This is a genomic window from Nanoarchaeota archaeon, assembly GCA_018897155.1.
In the GTDB taxonomy this organism is placed as follows: domain Archaea; phylum EX4484-52; class EX4484-52; order EX4484-52; family LFW-46; genus LFW-46.
In genome coordinates this window covers 1-14,810 of the sequence record JAHILE010000009.1, presented here as the reverse complement: position 1 = coordinate 14,810, position 14,810 = coordinate 1, and the positions used below count along the sequence as shown (strand labels likewise).

Here is a 14,810-nt window from a genome sequence, read left to right as displayed (position 1 = left end):
CGGAGCAGTGCATGGGAAGTTCTGCACAAAGCTGATATTCTCAGCCGATCCCGAACTGTTGTAATACGACCAGTTCACCTGAGTCCAAGGCCCTCCTGTTGATGTGGACTTCCACAAACGCACGGTTGCATTGCTTGCAGAGTCATTTACAGTTACATTGAATCTTCTTGTATCTCCCCATCCTCCGACAACAACATCCACAAATTCGCCCCATATCTGCGGGATGTTTGTTCCTGTTGTAGTTACATTATATGCTTGAGATTCATTGTAATTATAACAGCCACTGGAAACCGTGTCAATGAATCCCGTCCAATTCTGCTTTCCGATACTGAAAGAACCGTCAGGTAAAAATGAATAATTTGCATGTCCTGTTGTATTGCTTAAAGAGGCTGGCGTCAAAGTGTAGTATGGGCTGCTCTGCCCTGCCTTTGTGACATTAAATTTCATATAGAGTGCTTCAGATATGTTGTAGTTGTTGCGGGTTATGTCAAATGCCCTTAAACTAAAATTTGTAGGTATTGAAAGCGTTGCAGTTGTTTCATTCCCTGAGACATAATCTATTCTTATATTGTCTTTTTGCAGAGTGAATGGAGTTGATGACGTTTGTTGGACGTTTCCTTCCGGAGTGTCAGTGGCATTAAATTTGAAGTTTCTCGATGGATAATCCACAAAATTCGTGCAAGTATAATTTTTAGTCCACCATAAAATATTTCCAGAACAAGGGCTGTTGCACTGCTGAGAATTGCCTATTTGAATCCAGTTTCCGGAGCTTGCAGGCACTTCTTCCCATAGGTAAACGGTTACAGTGTCTCCTGTATTATCCGTAACATTTACTGAGAAATTTCGCTCAGAGCCCCATCCGTCTGCTGAAGGAGTTACTGCAGTATTCTCAAGCAAGGGTATTGATTTTAGATAAAATGCATTTGTCCGGTTTGCAGAGCCGTTGTAATAGTATGTTTTGTTTGACATCATAGTCACGTTGTAATACCCTGTTGTGTAACTATAGTCCGGCGATATTGAGCATTTCCAGACACTTCCTACATAACTTGCGGAACAGGTATATTCTGTTACCCCTTGTTTCATTTTGAAGGTGACCGAAACTCCGCTTGTGACTTCTGCTCCGCAGTCGTCATAAACGCTTCCGTTGAATGTTATTGTATCAGTTCCACGCGAAAAATTGGCTGAACCGTCGGGGAATATAAGCGTATTCTTAAAGCTTCCGTAGAGCATGAATGGAATCGCGTTTGACGGCGAAGGCTGGGTTAGGTTGTTCTTGAAGCAGGCTGCGCTGCTTACACCGCCTTTCCAGTAATTTTGTCCAACGTAAAAGAAGTCCTGGCACCAGCTGGTTGATATGTTTTTCATCTCTTTGTTTAGGTAGCCTGACGAGTTGATGGCGACATAATATGTTTCGAATGTTTCGTTGCTTCCGAATTTTGAGATGTATATCGGCGTTTCAGTGCTTTGTATCTCGCTGCTTGTGGGGCTTACCGCCCGGTCACTATCTATAAGTTGTATTGTGAAGTTGTATGCCTGGCTTCTGTTTACAGTCATGTTCCATGCAGGCGTTATATTGTTTGAGTTTATGTCATCTTTATCTATTGTGAAATAATAGTTTAAGTCCGGTCCCCAGCTGTTGTTCTCGGTTGTTGTTGAATTGTCCGACGCATTAATCCTAAAAAAGACATCTGTGTCTAATACGCTTGTGTCTGCATTGGTACAGGCAAAACCTTTGTAATTCAGAGTTGCATTTCTTTCAGGAGTGCATGATGTACATAATGTGTTGTTCAGATACTCAAAATTATTCGCAGGATTTGCGCTATGATTCCATTTTAGCGTCAGGTTTACATTGTCACCCTGCGGATCTACTACGCTTATGTTGAAATAGAATCTTTCTCCCCATCCGCCTGTTGTTGTAGCGCCCCAGGAAGCGGCGCTTTCAGACTTCAAAAGCGGATTGCTTAGTTGAGGTTTTGCCTCCTGCCAGCACCATGTGTGCTTTATCTGAAGTACATCTACAAGAACGAAGTTACCTGCAACAAGGCGGACGGTGTAACTGCTTGCATTAAATCCCATTTTCGACATGTTGCACGTCCCAAGAGGCGAGACTACTCCACCACATGAGTCCCTACATGTCCAATTCCAGTCAATTAATTCAGTGGTTGCATTATAAGGAGGCGTGCATCCCACAGAATCTATATCAGCAGCATAGCTAACATAATACGAAGTGGTGTTTGGATGGACCAGCTGGACATATGCCGCTACAGCATTTCCAACGTCAGCATACCTTCGATTTATGGTGAAATTCACCATCTGGCAGTTAAGGCCGCTTCCAAGGCAGTTGTAATTAGGCGTCCAGTTATAATTTTTTGTCTCTGATCTGATTGCTGTGTACCCTACAGTCTGGTCATATTCCTCGCAGCTATATCCCGGCAGGCCGTAATCTGCCGCAGAAAGTTCGGGAACAGTAAATACGAGCGTATCGTTAATGCCGTTTCCGTTTGAGTCTATGAAATGGACGTTATGCGCGGGATCTTTCATAACCGATGTCGGTTCACTGAAGAACTTTTCAGTGCCGTTCAGCCATACAATGTCCATGAAGCCGTTCTTCCAGAGAACATCATATTTTTCATCATAGGGTATCTTGACAGTTACGTTGTAGTAATGCATGGTGCCGTTCTCGTCATCATGGTAGATGTTTATAACATCATATCGGTTTGTGTCTTGCGGGCGCTCTTTTTCAGAAAGGCCTTTTATATTCATCTCCGGCGCAGGCGTTTCATACTCAATATAGTATTCCTTTGTTTCCTTTGCTTTTATGAGCGGCTCAATCCATTTTCTGCCCGATGCCTTTAATTTGTTATTTTCGAATACTTGAATATTTTCTGCAGATGCAGGTATGCTCAGTTCAATCTCCTGATTTATTGAGTTTATGTTCCTGTTGTTTTGTATTTGGATTGTTTTATGCCATTTTACGGGTTTTCCTACTTCTGCGGGTTCGTGGCTGCTTTCTTCAGTTGCGGACAGTTTACTGAACGTTTTGTTTTCAATAGATTTGTTTTCATTAGTTTCATTTTGGTTGTTCTTTTGTATTCCATAAGCAACGCTTTGATTTTGCTGCGAGATATTTTCTATTGTTTCATTCAGACCCTCATTTGCCGCAGGTTCTGTAGAATTAGCCTGCTCTGCACCCGGAGGGGAGATTCCGGGCGCAGAGTAGTTTTGCAGAAGATTATCCTGCGATTCGTTAACAACATTAAAAGAGGAATTGGACTGAGAAGCATTACTGATAATTATTTCAGTATTCGTTGCATTTTCTTCAAGAATGCTTATGATTGAAGAGCCATTTTCATAGGTCATGTTTGTTTCGTTTACTAATCCTGCAAGGAAATTGCCTGTAATTAATGAGCTGTTGCCGTATGTCATATTTGTGATATTTACTGCCAGAATGAGGGACTGCACCACGATAAATGCCGCGGCAAGAATGATAGAAACTGCGCTTGCCTGCGATTTGAAGTTTACGAAAGATTTCTTTATTCCGAATGCAGAACTCTTGATTTTTCGAAGTAGAGCGGCAAAGCCCGTCGGAGCAGAATATCTGCTCTTCATGCTACTTCCTTTTAAGTCCCTCCCCATCTAAAACTCCCCAGTTTTATAGAATATCTAAGGAATCTCCCCTACCGATGGCTATTGATTTTTATGCAGTTTTGGTATTCTTTGTTATTTGCAAAATGCACATAGATATAATGATATTATATATGTGTCAAAGGGGTTAATTAAGGTTTCGGTCACACGAAAATTAGCCGCATATTTTTACTGTTTCGGGCATTTAAGTTCGAAGCATATCGTATTTTTAACATAATGCCGCAGAAATATGCTGAAAGTATATATACGTTACTGAACATAAGTATTAGTATCTTTTTTCGGGAAATTTTCCGAGGTGATAGAAACGCACACAGGAGCGCTTATTGCTTTCAAGATATCGCATACTAATTCGCATTCGTCAATAAACCGTTTTTGCCGCGAATTTTACGGTTATACTGATAAGTCGAATAAAGGTAAGTATTGTTATGAACGGTCCGGATTCATATCAAAATTCAGGCACATCAACCTTTTAAGGGGGTTGATAATTGTCTGTTTGGATGATTCTGAAGAAGTTATGAAGTTCCTTAGGAAATACAATGCCGATGTTTTTATGCGCGAAATAGTCCTTCTCCATTCTGACGTCCAGAAACTGCATGAAAGGCCCGTAAACATGCCTGAAGATGCATCAAAAAACGAATTTTTCTGAAATTACTGCTATAACTACCAGTAAAAATATTCTTAAGGAAAACACAGCTACTGCGCGTTATCAGAATCGTGATGCACGCCTATTTTTTTTGGAAGTATTATTATATGGTGCTCTCCGATGCCCATTATTTTTGAGCTTATCCCGTCGGAAATCCTTTTTATTTTTTCGACAAAATGCCTTAGCTCGCTAATGTTTTCTTCTTTAAGCGGTTTCACATTCAAAAGAACTACGTGCCCGCTTCGTATATCTTCAGGTATTTTTTTGAAGTCTGAAAAATGTTCCGGGGTATGAACCTTGAGCTTCATACCTTCCAAAGATTCTATTCCTTTGATGTTGGACTTGAATGAAACCTCATTATTCTCTTCTTCAGAGTCATGTAAATTATCTATTTTTCGAAAAGATATTCCTGAAACATCGCCGGTATCCGGATTGTCGTCTTCACTCATTTTTTGCTTTACTTCAAGAATATCCTGCTTCTTTTTTTCAGAAGTTCCTCCTAAAGAAATCATTTTTTTCAGGCTGTCTGAAAGCGAACGCTTTTCCCCGGCCGGCAGATTTTCCAGTTTTTTCATGATTGCATCAATCTTCAGATTTATTTCATCAAGTTTGCCAAAATCGTCTGTTGCGTTTTCAATCTCTTCAATGTTTTCGGTTTCAGGGCTTGCGCCGCCTATTGTTCCAAGGCCTCCAAAAAGATTGGAGCTGCTTTTTTTGCGGAGCGTTATTGAGTCTTCAATTTCTCCAAGTTTTTTCTCAAGCGTAATTACCTTATCAAGAATGTTCAATCGTTCATCAACTTTTTCAAACCGCGTTTTAATTTCTTCGATAACTGCATTAAGCTGCTCCGAACTCTGCGCTGCTTTCGATTTTTCTATTTTGCGCTCAAGAGTGCCTATCTCTTTTTTTATCGAAGCTACTTGAGATATCACATCATTTGTTAGGTTCGCACCCGTTTTGTTCTCGGCACCTTCCTGTGCTTTGAGCTTAGAAACATTTTTTGCAGTAATTTCAAGAATTGATGCAAGACGCTTGTTTTTTTCCTCAAGCGCCTTTTTTTCAGTTATTAGCTGCTGGATTTCCTTTTCTTTGTCGTTTGGTGAAGGAGTTGGTTGTGGAGCAGTTTCATCAGTCATTTCACGCATCCTCATTTTTAATTAATTCTGTTCGAATATCCTCAGCACCAGCCCTAAAAAGCCTCCGGTAGGAACTTTTTCTCCGGCGATTTTTGCAGCTATTCGGTCAAATTCAAGGCTGGCGATAGAACGAGGTGAATGGATTGAAACAGGAATTCTCTTATGAAGGCTCTTTAGAACATCGTGATGATGCGGCACAGATCCGATAATGGATATTTCTGAGATGTGTTCAATTTCCATATCTGAAAGTTCGTGCTTGTTATTCTTTTTCATGTTTACTACAGCACCGATTTTTTTAAGGCCTAATTCGCTTGCAACTTGGTTGCATTTGACCATATCAACAACTATTGGAAAATAAGGTGTTGTGATGTAAAGTATCTCTTCGCTTGATCGTATTCCTGCCATTGCTTCCCTGCCAAGCCCGGGCGCGCAGTCAATTATCAGAAAATCGGTTTCAGGATATGCTTTTTTTATCTTATTTATTACCTGTTTCATGTTCGCTACATCAACGCCATCAAGATCTTTTAATGAGAGTGATGACGGTATGATTTTCGCGCCGCTGTGGTGCGGATATACTGCGTCTGAAACGCGGGCTTTTCCTTTAAGAACATGATTCAAAGTAACCGGATGATGGTCTATTCCCATGTAGAGTGCGAGGTGCGGCGTTGTGATATTGCAATCCACCAGGATTACGTTCTTCTTGTATTTTGACGCAAGGATTATTCCAATATTCGCAACCGCTGTTGTTTTTCCGACACCGCCCTTTCCAGAAGCTACTGAGATGACGCGCATAGTTTCTATATTGTAAAAGGTTCTATATAAGGTTTTGTTTTATGGCAAAAAGCTACTGAATTACTGTTATAATTATCAGTAATCAACGCCGCGCCCTCTTTTTTGGCTTTATTGCAAGAAGAAAATCCGTTGAATTAAGCGCATTGTTGCACCACGCAAGAAGCAGGAGTGATTCGTCAATTTTGCGCTCTTTCCCGTTATACGGATCCAGCACTATGAAATTTTTGCCGTCGTATCCAATTACAACAAGATAATGGCCGCCAGTTGCAAGGGTGTCTGAATTTCCATAAATTGTTTTTGCCCATACCGAAATCAAGACAGGAATTTTCCTTTCAAGAAATTGTATTATGTCTTTTGTTTCAGGAAACTTGATTTTCAAGTCCTGCCCGTTCTTTAGAAGATAAAGCATGGAGTCAACTACAGTTACGTTTGCCTTTCTTTTTTCCTTTACAAGCTTTTTATTCAACGCTTCAAGGCGTTTAATCAATGCAATGTTGCCGATAGTTGACCATTCCGGCTTAAGAATTTCTGTGTTGTATGTGCGTATGTGGGTTTCAAATCCCATTTTATGAAGTATGACTGCCGCGCGAATCGAAAGCATGCCATAATATCCTTCGCTGTTGTAAAACCCTCCGGCAGAAAGCAGTATTTCCTCTTCGCTCATGGTTTTGCCGAAAAAATCCAGAATGGAGCGCAAGGCAGCCGCGCCGCAGGATCATCTCGCTCGCGCTCGAAGCTTTTTTCAGCAAAGCTGAAAAAGCCTATAGCAACAAAGTTGCGAAAGGATTTGAACCCAAAGAAATTGGCGAATGGTTCAAAAAAGCCGCATAAGTGGAGCGATATAGATTTGATTATTGTGAGCCCGAAATTCAGAAAGCTGGACTTTATCGAGCGGGGTGCGAGAATGTACGACTACTGGAATTTGAATTATCCTGCAGATTTTCTTTGCTTTACTCCTGAGGAGTTTAAAGAGCGCGCAAAAAAGATATCCATAGTCAGCGAAGCGATAAAGAACGGGATTGAAGTGAAGGATGCTGCGTGAAAAAAAATTTAAAGATTCTTTTTTGCGTTCTCAAGAACTGCTTCAGCTTCCTTAACTTCGTTTTTAACTCCAGAATATATTGCATCCAATACTTTAACGAATTCATATTGTTTGTCTTCAGGAACTTCTAAAATAACAGTAGCTCCTTTTTTTTCGGGATTGGATGTTATCGTTACACTCTTAACAAAATAATGGTAATGTTCCATAAACGCAGCTAATACTGAACGGACTTGACGTGGTGTATCTAGATTACCGATTTCGAATGTATTTGCCCGAGCAGTATTAAATAGGATATCGCAAGAATCAATATACTCTCCTTTTGGAACTTTGCGTTTTAGGCATTCTTCTAGAACATATAGATATCCGGAATTTTCAGGCATATTATTTGATGGCGCGTTAAGATTTATAAACCTATGTTCTCTTCACCACTCAATAATTACTATAAGCTGCTTTCCAATCTAATAAACTTTACAGATGATTCAAAATTCTCAATAACTAAGGAAATAATTTCAGCCCTTATGATGCTTCACATGCCCAAAATCCTTTCGCTTCACTTCGTTCGCTCTAGGCTTTTCATCCCAATTTATGTTTTGATGGATGAAAATGCTCTTTCCTAATCTCCTCTCCAATTTTCTGCGACATCGCGACAATGCTATTGATTTCTTCAATTGTGAAAGCGTTTGCTCCGCCCTGCTGCATTGCGCATATGTTGCCATTGGCTTTTGTGGTGACTGTAATCCTTCCATGAATTGCGTTTTCTTCAATAGCTGTTGTGTCAACAATGTGCGCGCCTCCGTTTTTTCGGATTGTGACCGGTATCGGAAGATCCTGCAAAGGAACTGGCTCGGTCATATTATCCCTGTTTGTAGTGTATTCTTCGCCATCAACAATGAGGTTCGGCATTTTTGCATGCGTCAGCGCAGCAAGAGCCGCAATGCCTGCAGCATCTATTAGATTTCCATCATGGTTTATTACCATTATATCAAGGAAGACCATCCAGACCTTTACTTTTTCCTTTATGCAGAGCTTGCCAAGATCAATTGCATGGCCTTCACGGATGCCTCTGTCAACGACTCGCGCGAGTTCAACAGCTTCTTCGCCAGGAAGCCCCGGTTCGAATTCGGGCGCTGCAATTGTGAGGAATTCCGCAGATGTCGTAAGAACTCCTTTATCAGGTGAATCCGGATATGGTGTCGATAGCCCGAGCTTAACGCCTGCTATGATTACTGTCTTTCCGAGCGTTACTTTTGCTGAGCCTTCGGCGTTTCTTGAAATATCGTATTCGATTTTTAAGTCGCGCATCTCGTCAAGCTTTCGCTTGTCAAATCGCTTTCCATTTTTTATCAGATTAATTACATAATTGCTTGTAATTTTTGTTATCATTTTCAAACATCTCCATTAACCATTTTTATTATCTTTGGTTTGAAAAGCTTGAAATTGGCTCGTTATACAAATCAATTTCAAGATTTTTAACCATTCACAATATGTTTTGGGTTAAAACCTCCCCAATTATTCGTTTACATCGTATTTCTTTTTCAGGGCTTCTTTCTGCTTTTGGCAGATTTCTGCGCAGACCTTTTTTCCAAGTTCAAGAGCCTCTGAAATTTCTGCAGGAGTTATGTCACCATCCATCTGCAAAAGAGAGATTTTGCCAGAGTTCTGCATTATTGCAAGAGGCATGTCAACTGCATCTGATGCGTCTTCCTCTTCTTTTGTGAGGTCTACAACAATCTTGCCGTTTGCCCTCCCTACTGCGATAGCTGAAACAAGATCCCTCATCGGAATTCCTGCATCTGCGAGTGCGACAGACGCTGCTGTAAGTGCAGTAACTCTTGTTCCTGCATCTGCCTGAATTATTTCCATTTCTATATTAATCATTGTTTTTGGGAGCTCTTCCACAAAAATTGCCGGTTCCAGCGCTTCTTTTATGACTTTTGAAATTTCAATCGAGCGTCTGTCGTATCCCGGCCTCTTTCTATCAGCTACTGAGAATGGGATCATATTGTACTTGCACATTATGACCGCCTTTTGCGTGTCTTCAAGGTGCCTTGGATGCACTGTGCTCGGTCCATAAACTGCTGCTATTGCATGCGTATTTCCGAATTCGACATAAGCAGAGCCATTTGCCCGCTCAATTATTCCGACTTCGATTTTCAGCGGCCGCATTTCATCGTTTCGCCTTCCGTCAGGCCTGGGATCGCTTGGATTGAATGTTGTTTCTTTATTTTTCATAATGACCACCGTTTATTCAATTACCTCTCCTTCCGCGTTTTCCGCAATCTTGTTTTCCGGCGCTTTCACAAGTGCCTGAGCCAAAACATGAACACCTTTTTTGGCAAGCGCGTCAATCAAAAAAGTATTCATCCTGTCTGTCAGCCCTTGCGTGTGCGCAAATTTCTCAATCATCTGCACTGCTTCAACAGCGATGTCTTCATGTTCTCCTTTTATCCAGACTCTGCCATTTTGGCCTGCTGTAAGAAAGCATTTTGTCTTGTCCTTTATGAGATTTATCATCGAGCCTTCTTTTCCGATGAGCCTTGGAATTTTGCTTGAAGTCATCTCGATAACCACGCCGCCAACAAGCTTTCTTGCTTTCGGGTCCCTCATTGAGACATTTGTGTATTTGCTTTGTGTCACGCCTGAGACAAGGCAGAAAATCAGGTCGCCGACATTGAAGTATCTCGAGAGGTCAGCTGCTTTAGGTATGAAATCATTTGTGTCCATCGATGACATTGCCGCGCTGTATGGGGAGTTTATGTCGATATTCCAGAATGAGAATGCAGCTTCTTTTATTTCACCCACCACATAATCACCCGGCTTAGGAACATAAGATCCTGCAAGAGGGACTACATAAACCACTCTTGGCCCGTGCATTTGTATTCCAACGAGCTTTGCATATATTTTATCACCGACGCGATATGTTCCGTATCCTGGAAGTATCTCCTTGCTTTCAACAAGAAAATCGCCCGGAAGAACGATTTTTTGTTCTTTTACATCTTTTTGCGCGCCTTCAGTAGTTGCCTCAGGCTGCGTGTCTAATTGTGTTTGTGTTTGCATCATGCGTTTCACCATTTCAAATATTAATCAATAATTAGGGTATAATTTATCAAAAAACAACTCATGTTGTTAATGTTGTTTTTAAATAAATGTTAATTAAAATAATAGAGAACAAGCGTCAATAACAACAGTTTTTATTATGCGTACAATCTTATATATTACAAATATTTGTTATGTGTTATGTGGGTATCCCTATTATCCTTTTCTTCAACGAAATATATTGGAATTAAAGATTTATAAATGCGTAAGTTCAACGAAATTTCGTTGCCATAGAATTATATTTGTTGGATGACTTTCAACGATTATTTTTGTTAAATGCCTTAATCATTCTTTCTCAATAATGCCAAAAGACCAGCAATTCCGAGTAAAATGGTTGAACTAATATAAAATGCGCTTATCGCCATCAACCCAACAATAGCACTTATTAGCATTAGCCGTCCTCCAAGTTTTGTTTTGCTTTTTACGAGAGCTGCGCCAATAATTCCTACAATCGATGCTAAAACAGCTAATCATCCAAGACCGACAATTTGAGAAGCGCCTTCGGCACCAAGGGCGCCACCTAATCCACCAAAGAATAGTGCTGCTGCTGAGGCTACTAAGCCTATTATTCCTCCAAGTAATCCTAAAATAAGTTCAGCTGTCCTTGCCATATAAACCAACCGTTTTTACTGAATGCTGACTATCTCACCATCGTTAGCGGAGAGTCCCATTATTTCGCCAAAATCGGTTAATTTTGCAATATATGTGACTTCATCACCTTCCGTTAATTTCAGGAGTTTATCTTTCTGGTCTTTTTTCATAGTGATGCGTATGTCGGAAGTAAAAGTATCCGGACAATGTTTTACATTCAGCACATAATTACCATAAGATTCTGCAACACGCGATACTTCTCCAGTCCAATTCACATATTGACCTTTAAATTTTTCTTCAAATAGTGTCTTTTTTTGCAACGCGGTAGCGTCTTCATCACAGTAAATATCTTCATAATCACTCTCAAAAGAATTACTCATTAACGTTTTCTGCACTGGCGTTGCTTGTGTTGATGATTTAGAATTATCCGTTGAAGTTGGTGCGCCCGGCTTATTGGAGTTTCCTCCAAAAATCATCCCAAGCACTATGAGTGCAAGAAGTCCAATTCCTATTTTTTTTAACAAACCCATAAAACCAACTTACAATTCATTTGAGCACAAAGTATATAAAGATTTGTTACAACGTTTTGGATATTCTTAGTTATAACACCTTGGATAAAACCATTGCATGAGCAAGTATGATAAAATTGTTTTTAGCATTCTATCCGATAAGAAAATCAAGAGCACTAATGAAGTCGTTAAGGAAATAGAAGCGCTTACAGGTCAAAGCATTAATTGGCATATGATATATCGCGTTCTTCTCGAATTATCTCATGAGGGTAAAATTGAAAAGCTTGAAGCCAAAGTCGGGTTTTTCTGGAAAAAGAAAAAAGTTTAATGGTGAGTGATGGCGTTTGCGTATAACAAAACCAATCCCGCTCAATACTCATTTACATTCCTGATTTTGACTGAGATGTTCATATCCCTGAACAGCTTCAACATATCTTTTGAATTTTCAACAGGCACAAGCACGGAATTGTCAAGCTTTTGGCCGCCGGATTTTTGCAGCATGCCTGCGTAACTTTTTCCTTTTTGCTTATAGCCAAACATCCTTTTGTTGAAAAGCGCACGTTTTGTTTCCGGCTTTATGGCGCGCCAGTCAAATATCGCAAACAGTTTTGCCGGTTCGGCGGATTCTTTGTATTTTCCATAAAGTACTATGCCGTCCGAAAGTATGCTTCCTTTTAAGTCATTCCATTCTTCCAGTTTGCCAACAACGCAGCGGATGTCGTTTTCTACTCCAAGAAGTTTCCAGTATTTTTTGAACTTTACGCTTTCGTAAAACTCTTTTTTTGCAATCTCAATTTCAAGCTCTACTGTTTTTTCTTCTGGCGTGTTTATGAAAATATCAACATCGCTATTTTCGCCCGCTTCTTTGCGCGCAACAGACCCGAAAAGCACGATTTCATCGATTTTTTTGAATGTTTTTGGCCGCGATAAAACAAATGAAACGAAATCAGCTGCATAGGATATTACTAAGTTTTCTTTCATGGTAGAACACCTTCTTCTTCAGCTATTTTGACAAGTTTTTTGAAATTGATAATGAGCTGCTCTATTTCTTTTTCAGGCTGAGGCTTTCCATAGCACAGCAGGTTTCTGTTTTTCTCAACAGCCATGATGAGCGCGATTATGTCTTTTTTGTGCGGAAAATCAAAGCTAAGTTTTTCTTTTATTTTGTTCTCTGAACCAAACCAATCATGTTTGAGCTGCGTGCCCGGGCTTATCAAATGGTGTTTATGCAGGATGATTTCAAGCAGGTCAACGGCTGCGGCAGAGCAATGAAATCCTATAGTTCTTTGCCGTTAGGAAATCAGGCCTTTTTCAATGCAGTCGTTTATGACTGCAAGGCTTTCTTCAAAATTTCTTTTATGCAATTCTTCTTTCAATGCAATCTCCTTTAGTTACTATCGTAGCATTATGTTAGTTACTATTGTAACTTTTGAGAATATAAAGATTTGGTAATTGCAGCTCTAGTTTGATGCTTCGTATGGGATGAGTCATTTCATCTCATTTCATTTTTAATCAAACCCGCGTTCGTCAATCGTCGAACTAAGTGAATTCTCTCAAAGGTATTTATAAATATTCCATCTAATATTTGACAAGTTGAATGATTTATGGATTCCTCCAAAGATTTTTCTAAAGAGCCTTCTAAAGACTCCGGTGCGAAAAAAACGCTTCAAGGAGGCGTCGGCATCATAGGCTATGGCGCATACATTCCAAAACGCCGCATAAAAGTCGAGACAATTGCCGAAGTCTGGGGAAAGGATGCTGACGACATAAAAAACGGCCTTATGATCGAAGAAAAAGCAGTTCCGGCAATTGATGAGGATACGGCTACGATTTCCGTAGCCGCGGCACAAAACGCTCTTTTGCGCGCAAAGATAAAAGCAAATGAAATAGGCGCGATTTATGTGGGTTCGGAATCCCATCCTTATGCAGTAAAGCCAACCGCCACAATTGTCGGCGATGCGTTAAATGTAGGGCATAATTACACTGCAGCAAGCACTGAATTCGCATGCAAGGCAGGCACTGCGGCGATACAGATGTGCGCAGGGCTCGTCAAGGCAGGTTATGTTAAATACGGCTTGGCGATAGGCGCAGATACTGCGCAAGGAGCTCCGGGAAATGCATTGGAATATTCGGCAGCAGCAGGAGGTGCGGCTTTCATTATTGGTTCTGACAAAAAGCAGATTCTTGCCGAAATGGAGGCAACTTATTCATATTCTTCAGATACTCCGGACTTTTGGAGGCGCCAGCATGCGACGTACCCGAGCCACGGAGGCAGATTTACAGGAGAGCCGGCGTATATGAAACACGTCTTTTCCGCAACTCAAGGCCTGCTTGACCGAACAGGCTACAAGATTGAAGATTTTGATTATGTGGTGTTCCATATGCCTAATGGCAAATTCGCAACAGGCATGGCGAAAAAATTCGGCATTCCATTTGAAAAAATCGCACCGGGTCTTGTTGTCAAAAGAATCGGAAATACTTATTCAGGTTCATCGATTCTCGGTCTTTGCGCAACCCTAGATATCGCAAAGCCGAATCAATTAATACTTATGACATCATACGGTTCTGGCGCAGGCTCAGATTCATTTGTTTTCAGGACCACAGACAGGCTTGATGCAGTGCGAAAAGACGCGCCGCTTGTCGAGGATTATATCAAAAACAAAGAATATATCTCATACGCGCAGTATGCGAAGATGAAGGGGAAACTGCATTATGGAGGGCAGTGATATTTCAGGGTGTTATGTTTATGTCAAATTACGATGCTGAAAAAGAAATAAAATCTTGGTTGGATTTCACAGGATTATCAGAAGACTCAAAACAGACTTTATTAAGTGAATCTTTGTTAATTTACGGGCAATTAGGCGAGACTGTGCCTGGAACTCGAAAAGAACTGGCTAAAGATGCCGTATTTCTGGCATGTGATAAATATTCATGCGCCATAACAAGAATCCTTCCGCAACCTAATATGTCATCGCTTGTAGCTGCAAGGAGAAAAACACATATGGACCAATCCGAACCGCTTGAAAAGGTTGATGCGATGGTTAGATTTCTGAAACTTGATAATTGCTTTGCTGAAGAGGCAAAAGGTGTTTTGTTGAAATATAAAGAAAAATACCCTCAAGATTACTACAAGGGAAGCCCATCCGTGACAACAGCAGCTGCAATAAAACTTGCGGGTGATTTATTGAATAAGCCTATCACTGCATCTGAGTTTGGAACAAATCTCGGTATAAGCGATACTCCAATATATAAGAAACGTCAGGATATGGTGGATAAGCTGGATTTGGGAACTAGAATATGCGTAAGTGAATGATTATGAATAATCTAAAATTCCGCGCCAAAACGGCAGAAATGCG

16 protein-coding genes and 1 pseudogene are annotated in these 14,810 nt (G+C 40.6%); 5 read left to right on the top strand and 12 right to left on the bottom strand.

The window, feature by feature from the left end; translation table 11 throughout:
- A partial coding sequence (locus tag KKB09_00750; protein ID MBU4299724.1) for a hypothetical protein occupies positions 1-3,636 on the bottom strand: 3,636 nt, incomplete at its 3' end.
- Between the two features lie 304 nt (positions 3,637-3,940).
- Between KKB09_00750 and KKB09_00745 the strand changes: the two genes are divergently transcribed.
- Complete coding sequence (locus KKB09_00745; protein ID MBU4299723.1) at positions 3,941-4,291, top strand: hypothetical protein; 351 nt, start codon at positions 3,941-3,943, stop codon at positions 4,289-4,291.
- A 47-nt stretch (positions 4,292-4,338) separates the two neighbouring features.
- Here KKB09_00745 and sepF read toward each other — a convergent pair whose 3' ends face one another.
- The 3 genes from sepF to KKB09_00730 all read right to left on the bottom strand — a co-directional run bounded on the left by sepF (position 4,339) and on the right by KKB09_00730 (position 6,880).
- Complete coding sequence (gene sepF / locus KKB09_00740) at positions 4,339-5,424, bottom strand: cell division protein SepF (GenBank protein ID MBU4299722.1); 1,086 nt, start codon at positions 5,422-5,424, stop codon at positions 4,339-4,341.
- A gap of 21 nt (positions 5,425-5,445) precedes the next feature.
- Entirely contained in the window at positions 5,446-6,216 is a 771-nt protein-coding gene (gene minD / locus KKB09_00735) for a cell division ATPase MinD (GenBank protein MBU4299721.1), read from the bottom strand.
- Positions 6,217-6,298: 82 nt separating this feature from the next.
- Positions 6,299-6,880, bottom strand: coding sequence for a C39 family peptidase (locus KKB09_00730; protein ID MBU4299720.1), 582 nt, complete (start codon positions 6,878-6,880; stop codon positions 6,299-6,301).
- Positions 6,881-7,003: 123 nt separating this feature from the next.
- Here KKB09_00730 and KKB09_00725 point away from each other — a divergent pair, with 123 nt between their 5' ends.
- Positions 7,004-7,258, top strand: coding sequence for a nucleotidyltransferase domain-containing protein (locus tag KKB09_00725; GenBank protein ID MBU4299719.1), 255 nt, complete (start codon positions 7,004-7,006; stop codon positions 7,256-7,258).
- 8 nt (positions 7,259-7,266) lie between these two features.
- Here KKB09_00725 and KKB09_00720 read toward each other — a convergent pair whose 3' ends face one another.
- From KKB09_00720 to KKB09_00695, 6 genes and pseudogenes are all read right to left on the bottom strand, one after another.
- Complete coding sequence (locus KKB09_00720) at positions 7,267-7,638, bottom strand: hypothetical protein (protein ID MBU4299718.1); 372 nt, start codon at positions 7,636-7,638, stop codon at positions 7,267-7,269.
- 193 nt (positions 7,639-7,831) lie between these two features.
- Positions 7,832-8,641, bottom strand: a complete 810-nt coding sequence (locus KKB09_00715; protein ID MBU4299717.1) for an exosome complex protein Rrp42 — start codon at positions 8,639-8,641, stop codon at positions 7,832-7,834.
- Positions 8,642-8,767: 126 nt separating this feature from the next.
- Positions 8,768-9,490: an exosome complex exonuclease Rrp41 gene (locus tag KKB09_00710; protein ID MBU4299716.1), complete on the bottom strand. Its 723-nt coding sequence runs from the start codon at positions 9,488-9,490 to the stop codon at positions 8,768-8,770.
- Between the two features lie 12 nt (positions 9,491-9,502).
- On the bottom strand, positions 9,503-10,318 hold the full coding sequence (locus KKB09_00705) for an exosome complex protein Rrp4 (GenBank protein ID MBU4299715.1): 816 nt from the start codon (positions 10,316-10,318) through the stop codon (positions 9,503-9,505).
- 317 nt (positions 10,319-10,635) lie between these two features.
- Positions 10,636-10,965 (bottom strand): annotated as a pseudogene (locus KKB09_00700) (DUF4064 domain-containing protein).
- Positions 10,966-10,980: 15 nt separating this feature from the next.
- Positions 10,981-11,475, bottom strand: a complete 495-nt coding sequence (locus KKB09_00695) for a hypothetical protein (protein MBU4299714.1) — start codon at positions 11,473-11,475, stop codon at positions 10,981-10,983.
- 97 nt (positions 11,476-11,572) lie between these two features.
- Between KKB09_00695 and KKB09_00690 the strand changes: the two genes are divergently transcribed.
- Positions 11,573-11,782 carry a hypothetical protein gene (locus tag KKB09_00690; GenBank protein ID MBU4299713.1) on the top strand — a complete coding sequence of 70 codons (210 nt, stop codon included), beginning with the start codon at positions 11,573-11,575 and terminating at the stop codon, positions 11,780-11,782.
- A 41-nt stretch (positions 11,783-11,823) separates the two neighbouring features.
- On the opposite strand, the gene KKB09_00685 is transcribed toward KKB09_00690, so the two are convergent.
- On the bottom strand, positions 11,824-12,435 hold the full coding sequence (locus KKB09_00685) for a nucleotidyltransferase domain-containing protein (protein MBU4299712.1): 612 nt from the start codon (positions 12,433-12,435) through the stop codon (positions 11,824-11,826).
- Positions 12,432-12,671: a hypothetical protein gene (locus tag KKB09_00680; GenBank protein ID MBU4299711.1), complete on the bottom strand. Its 240-nt coding sequence runs from the start codon at positions 12,669-12,671 to the stop codon at positions 12,432-12,434. Before KKB09_00680 ends, KKB09_00685 begins: the two co-directional genes overlap by 4 nt.
- Before the next feature lie 387 nt (positions 12,672-13,058).
- On the opposite strand from KKB09_00680, the gene KKB09_00675 reads away from it, so the two are divergent.
- Together KKB09_00675 and KKB09_00670 are read left to right on the top strand one after the other, a co-directional pair.
- On the top strand, positions 13,059-14,180 hold the full coding sequence (locus tag KKB09_00675; GenBank protein MBU4299710.1) for a hydroxymethylglutaryl-CoA synthase: 1,122 nt from the start codon (positions 13,059-13,061) through the stop codon (positions 14,178-14,180).
- A 20-nt stretch (positions 14,181-14,200) separates the two neighbouring features.
- A complete protein-coding gene (locus KKB09_00670; protein ID MBU4299709.1) occupies positions 14,201-14,767 on the top strand; it encodes a hypothetical protein in 567 nt (188 codons plus the stop codon).
- Positions 14,768-14,810: the final 43 nt, after the last annotated feature.

Coding starts and splice junctions, on each gene's coding strand:
- KKB09_00730 (MBU4299720.1), bottom strand. CDS start 6,880: ATGAGCGAAGAGGAAATACTGCTTTCTGCCGGAGGGTTTTACAACAGC.
- KKB09_00715 (MBU4299717.1), bottom strand. CDS start 8,641: ATGATAACAAAAATTACAAGCAATTATGTAATTAATCTGATAAAAAAT.
- minD (MBU4299721.1), bottom strand. CDS start 6,216: ATGCGCGTCATCTCAGTAGCTTCTGGAAAGGGCGGTGTCGGAAAAACA.
- KKB09_00685 (MBU4299712.1), bottom strand. CDS start 12,435: ATGAAAGAAAACTTAGTAATATCCTATGCAGCTGATTTCGTTTCATTT.
- KKB09_00690 (MBU4299713.1), top strand. CDS start 11,573: ATGAGCAAGTATGATAAAATTGTTTTTAGCATTCTATCCGATAAGAAA.
- sepF (MBU4299722.1), bottom strand. CDS start 5,424: ATGACTGATGAAACTGCTCCACAACCAACTCCTTCACCAAACGACAAA.
- KKB09_00675 (MBU4299710.1), top strand. CDS start 13,059: ATGGATTCCTCCAAAGATTTTTCTAAAGAGCCTTCTAAAGACTCCGGT.
- KKB09_00705 (MBU4299715.1), bottom strand. CDS start 10,318: ATGATGCAAACACAAACACAATTAGACACGCAGCCTGAGGCAACTACT.
- KKB09_00720 (MBU4299718.1), bottom strand. CDS start 7,638: ATGCCTGAAAATTCCGGATATCTATATGTTCTAGAAGAATGCCTAAAA.
- KKB09_00670 (MBU4299709.1), top strand. CDS start 14,201: ATGTCAAATTACGATGCTGAAAAAGAAATAAAATCTTGGTTGGATTTC.
- KKB09_00695 (MBU4299714.1), bottom strand. CDS start 11,475: ATGGGTTTGTTAAAAAAAATAGGAATTGGACTTCTTGCACTCATAGTG.
- KKB09_00710 (MBU4299716.1), bottom strand. CDS start 9,490: ATGAAAAATAAAGAAACAACATTCAATCCAAGCGATCCCAGGCCTGAC.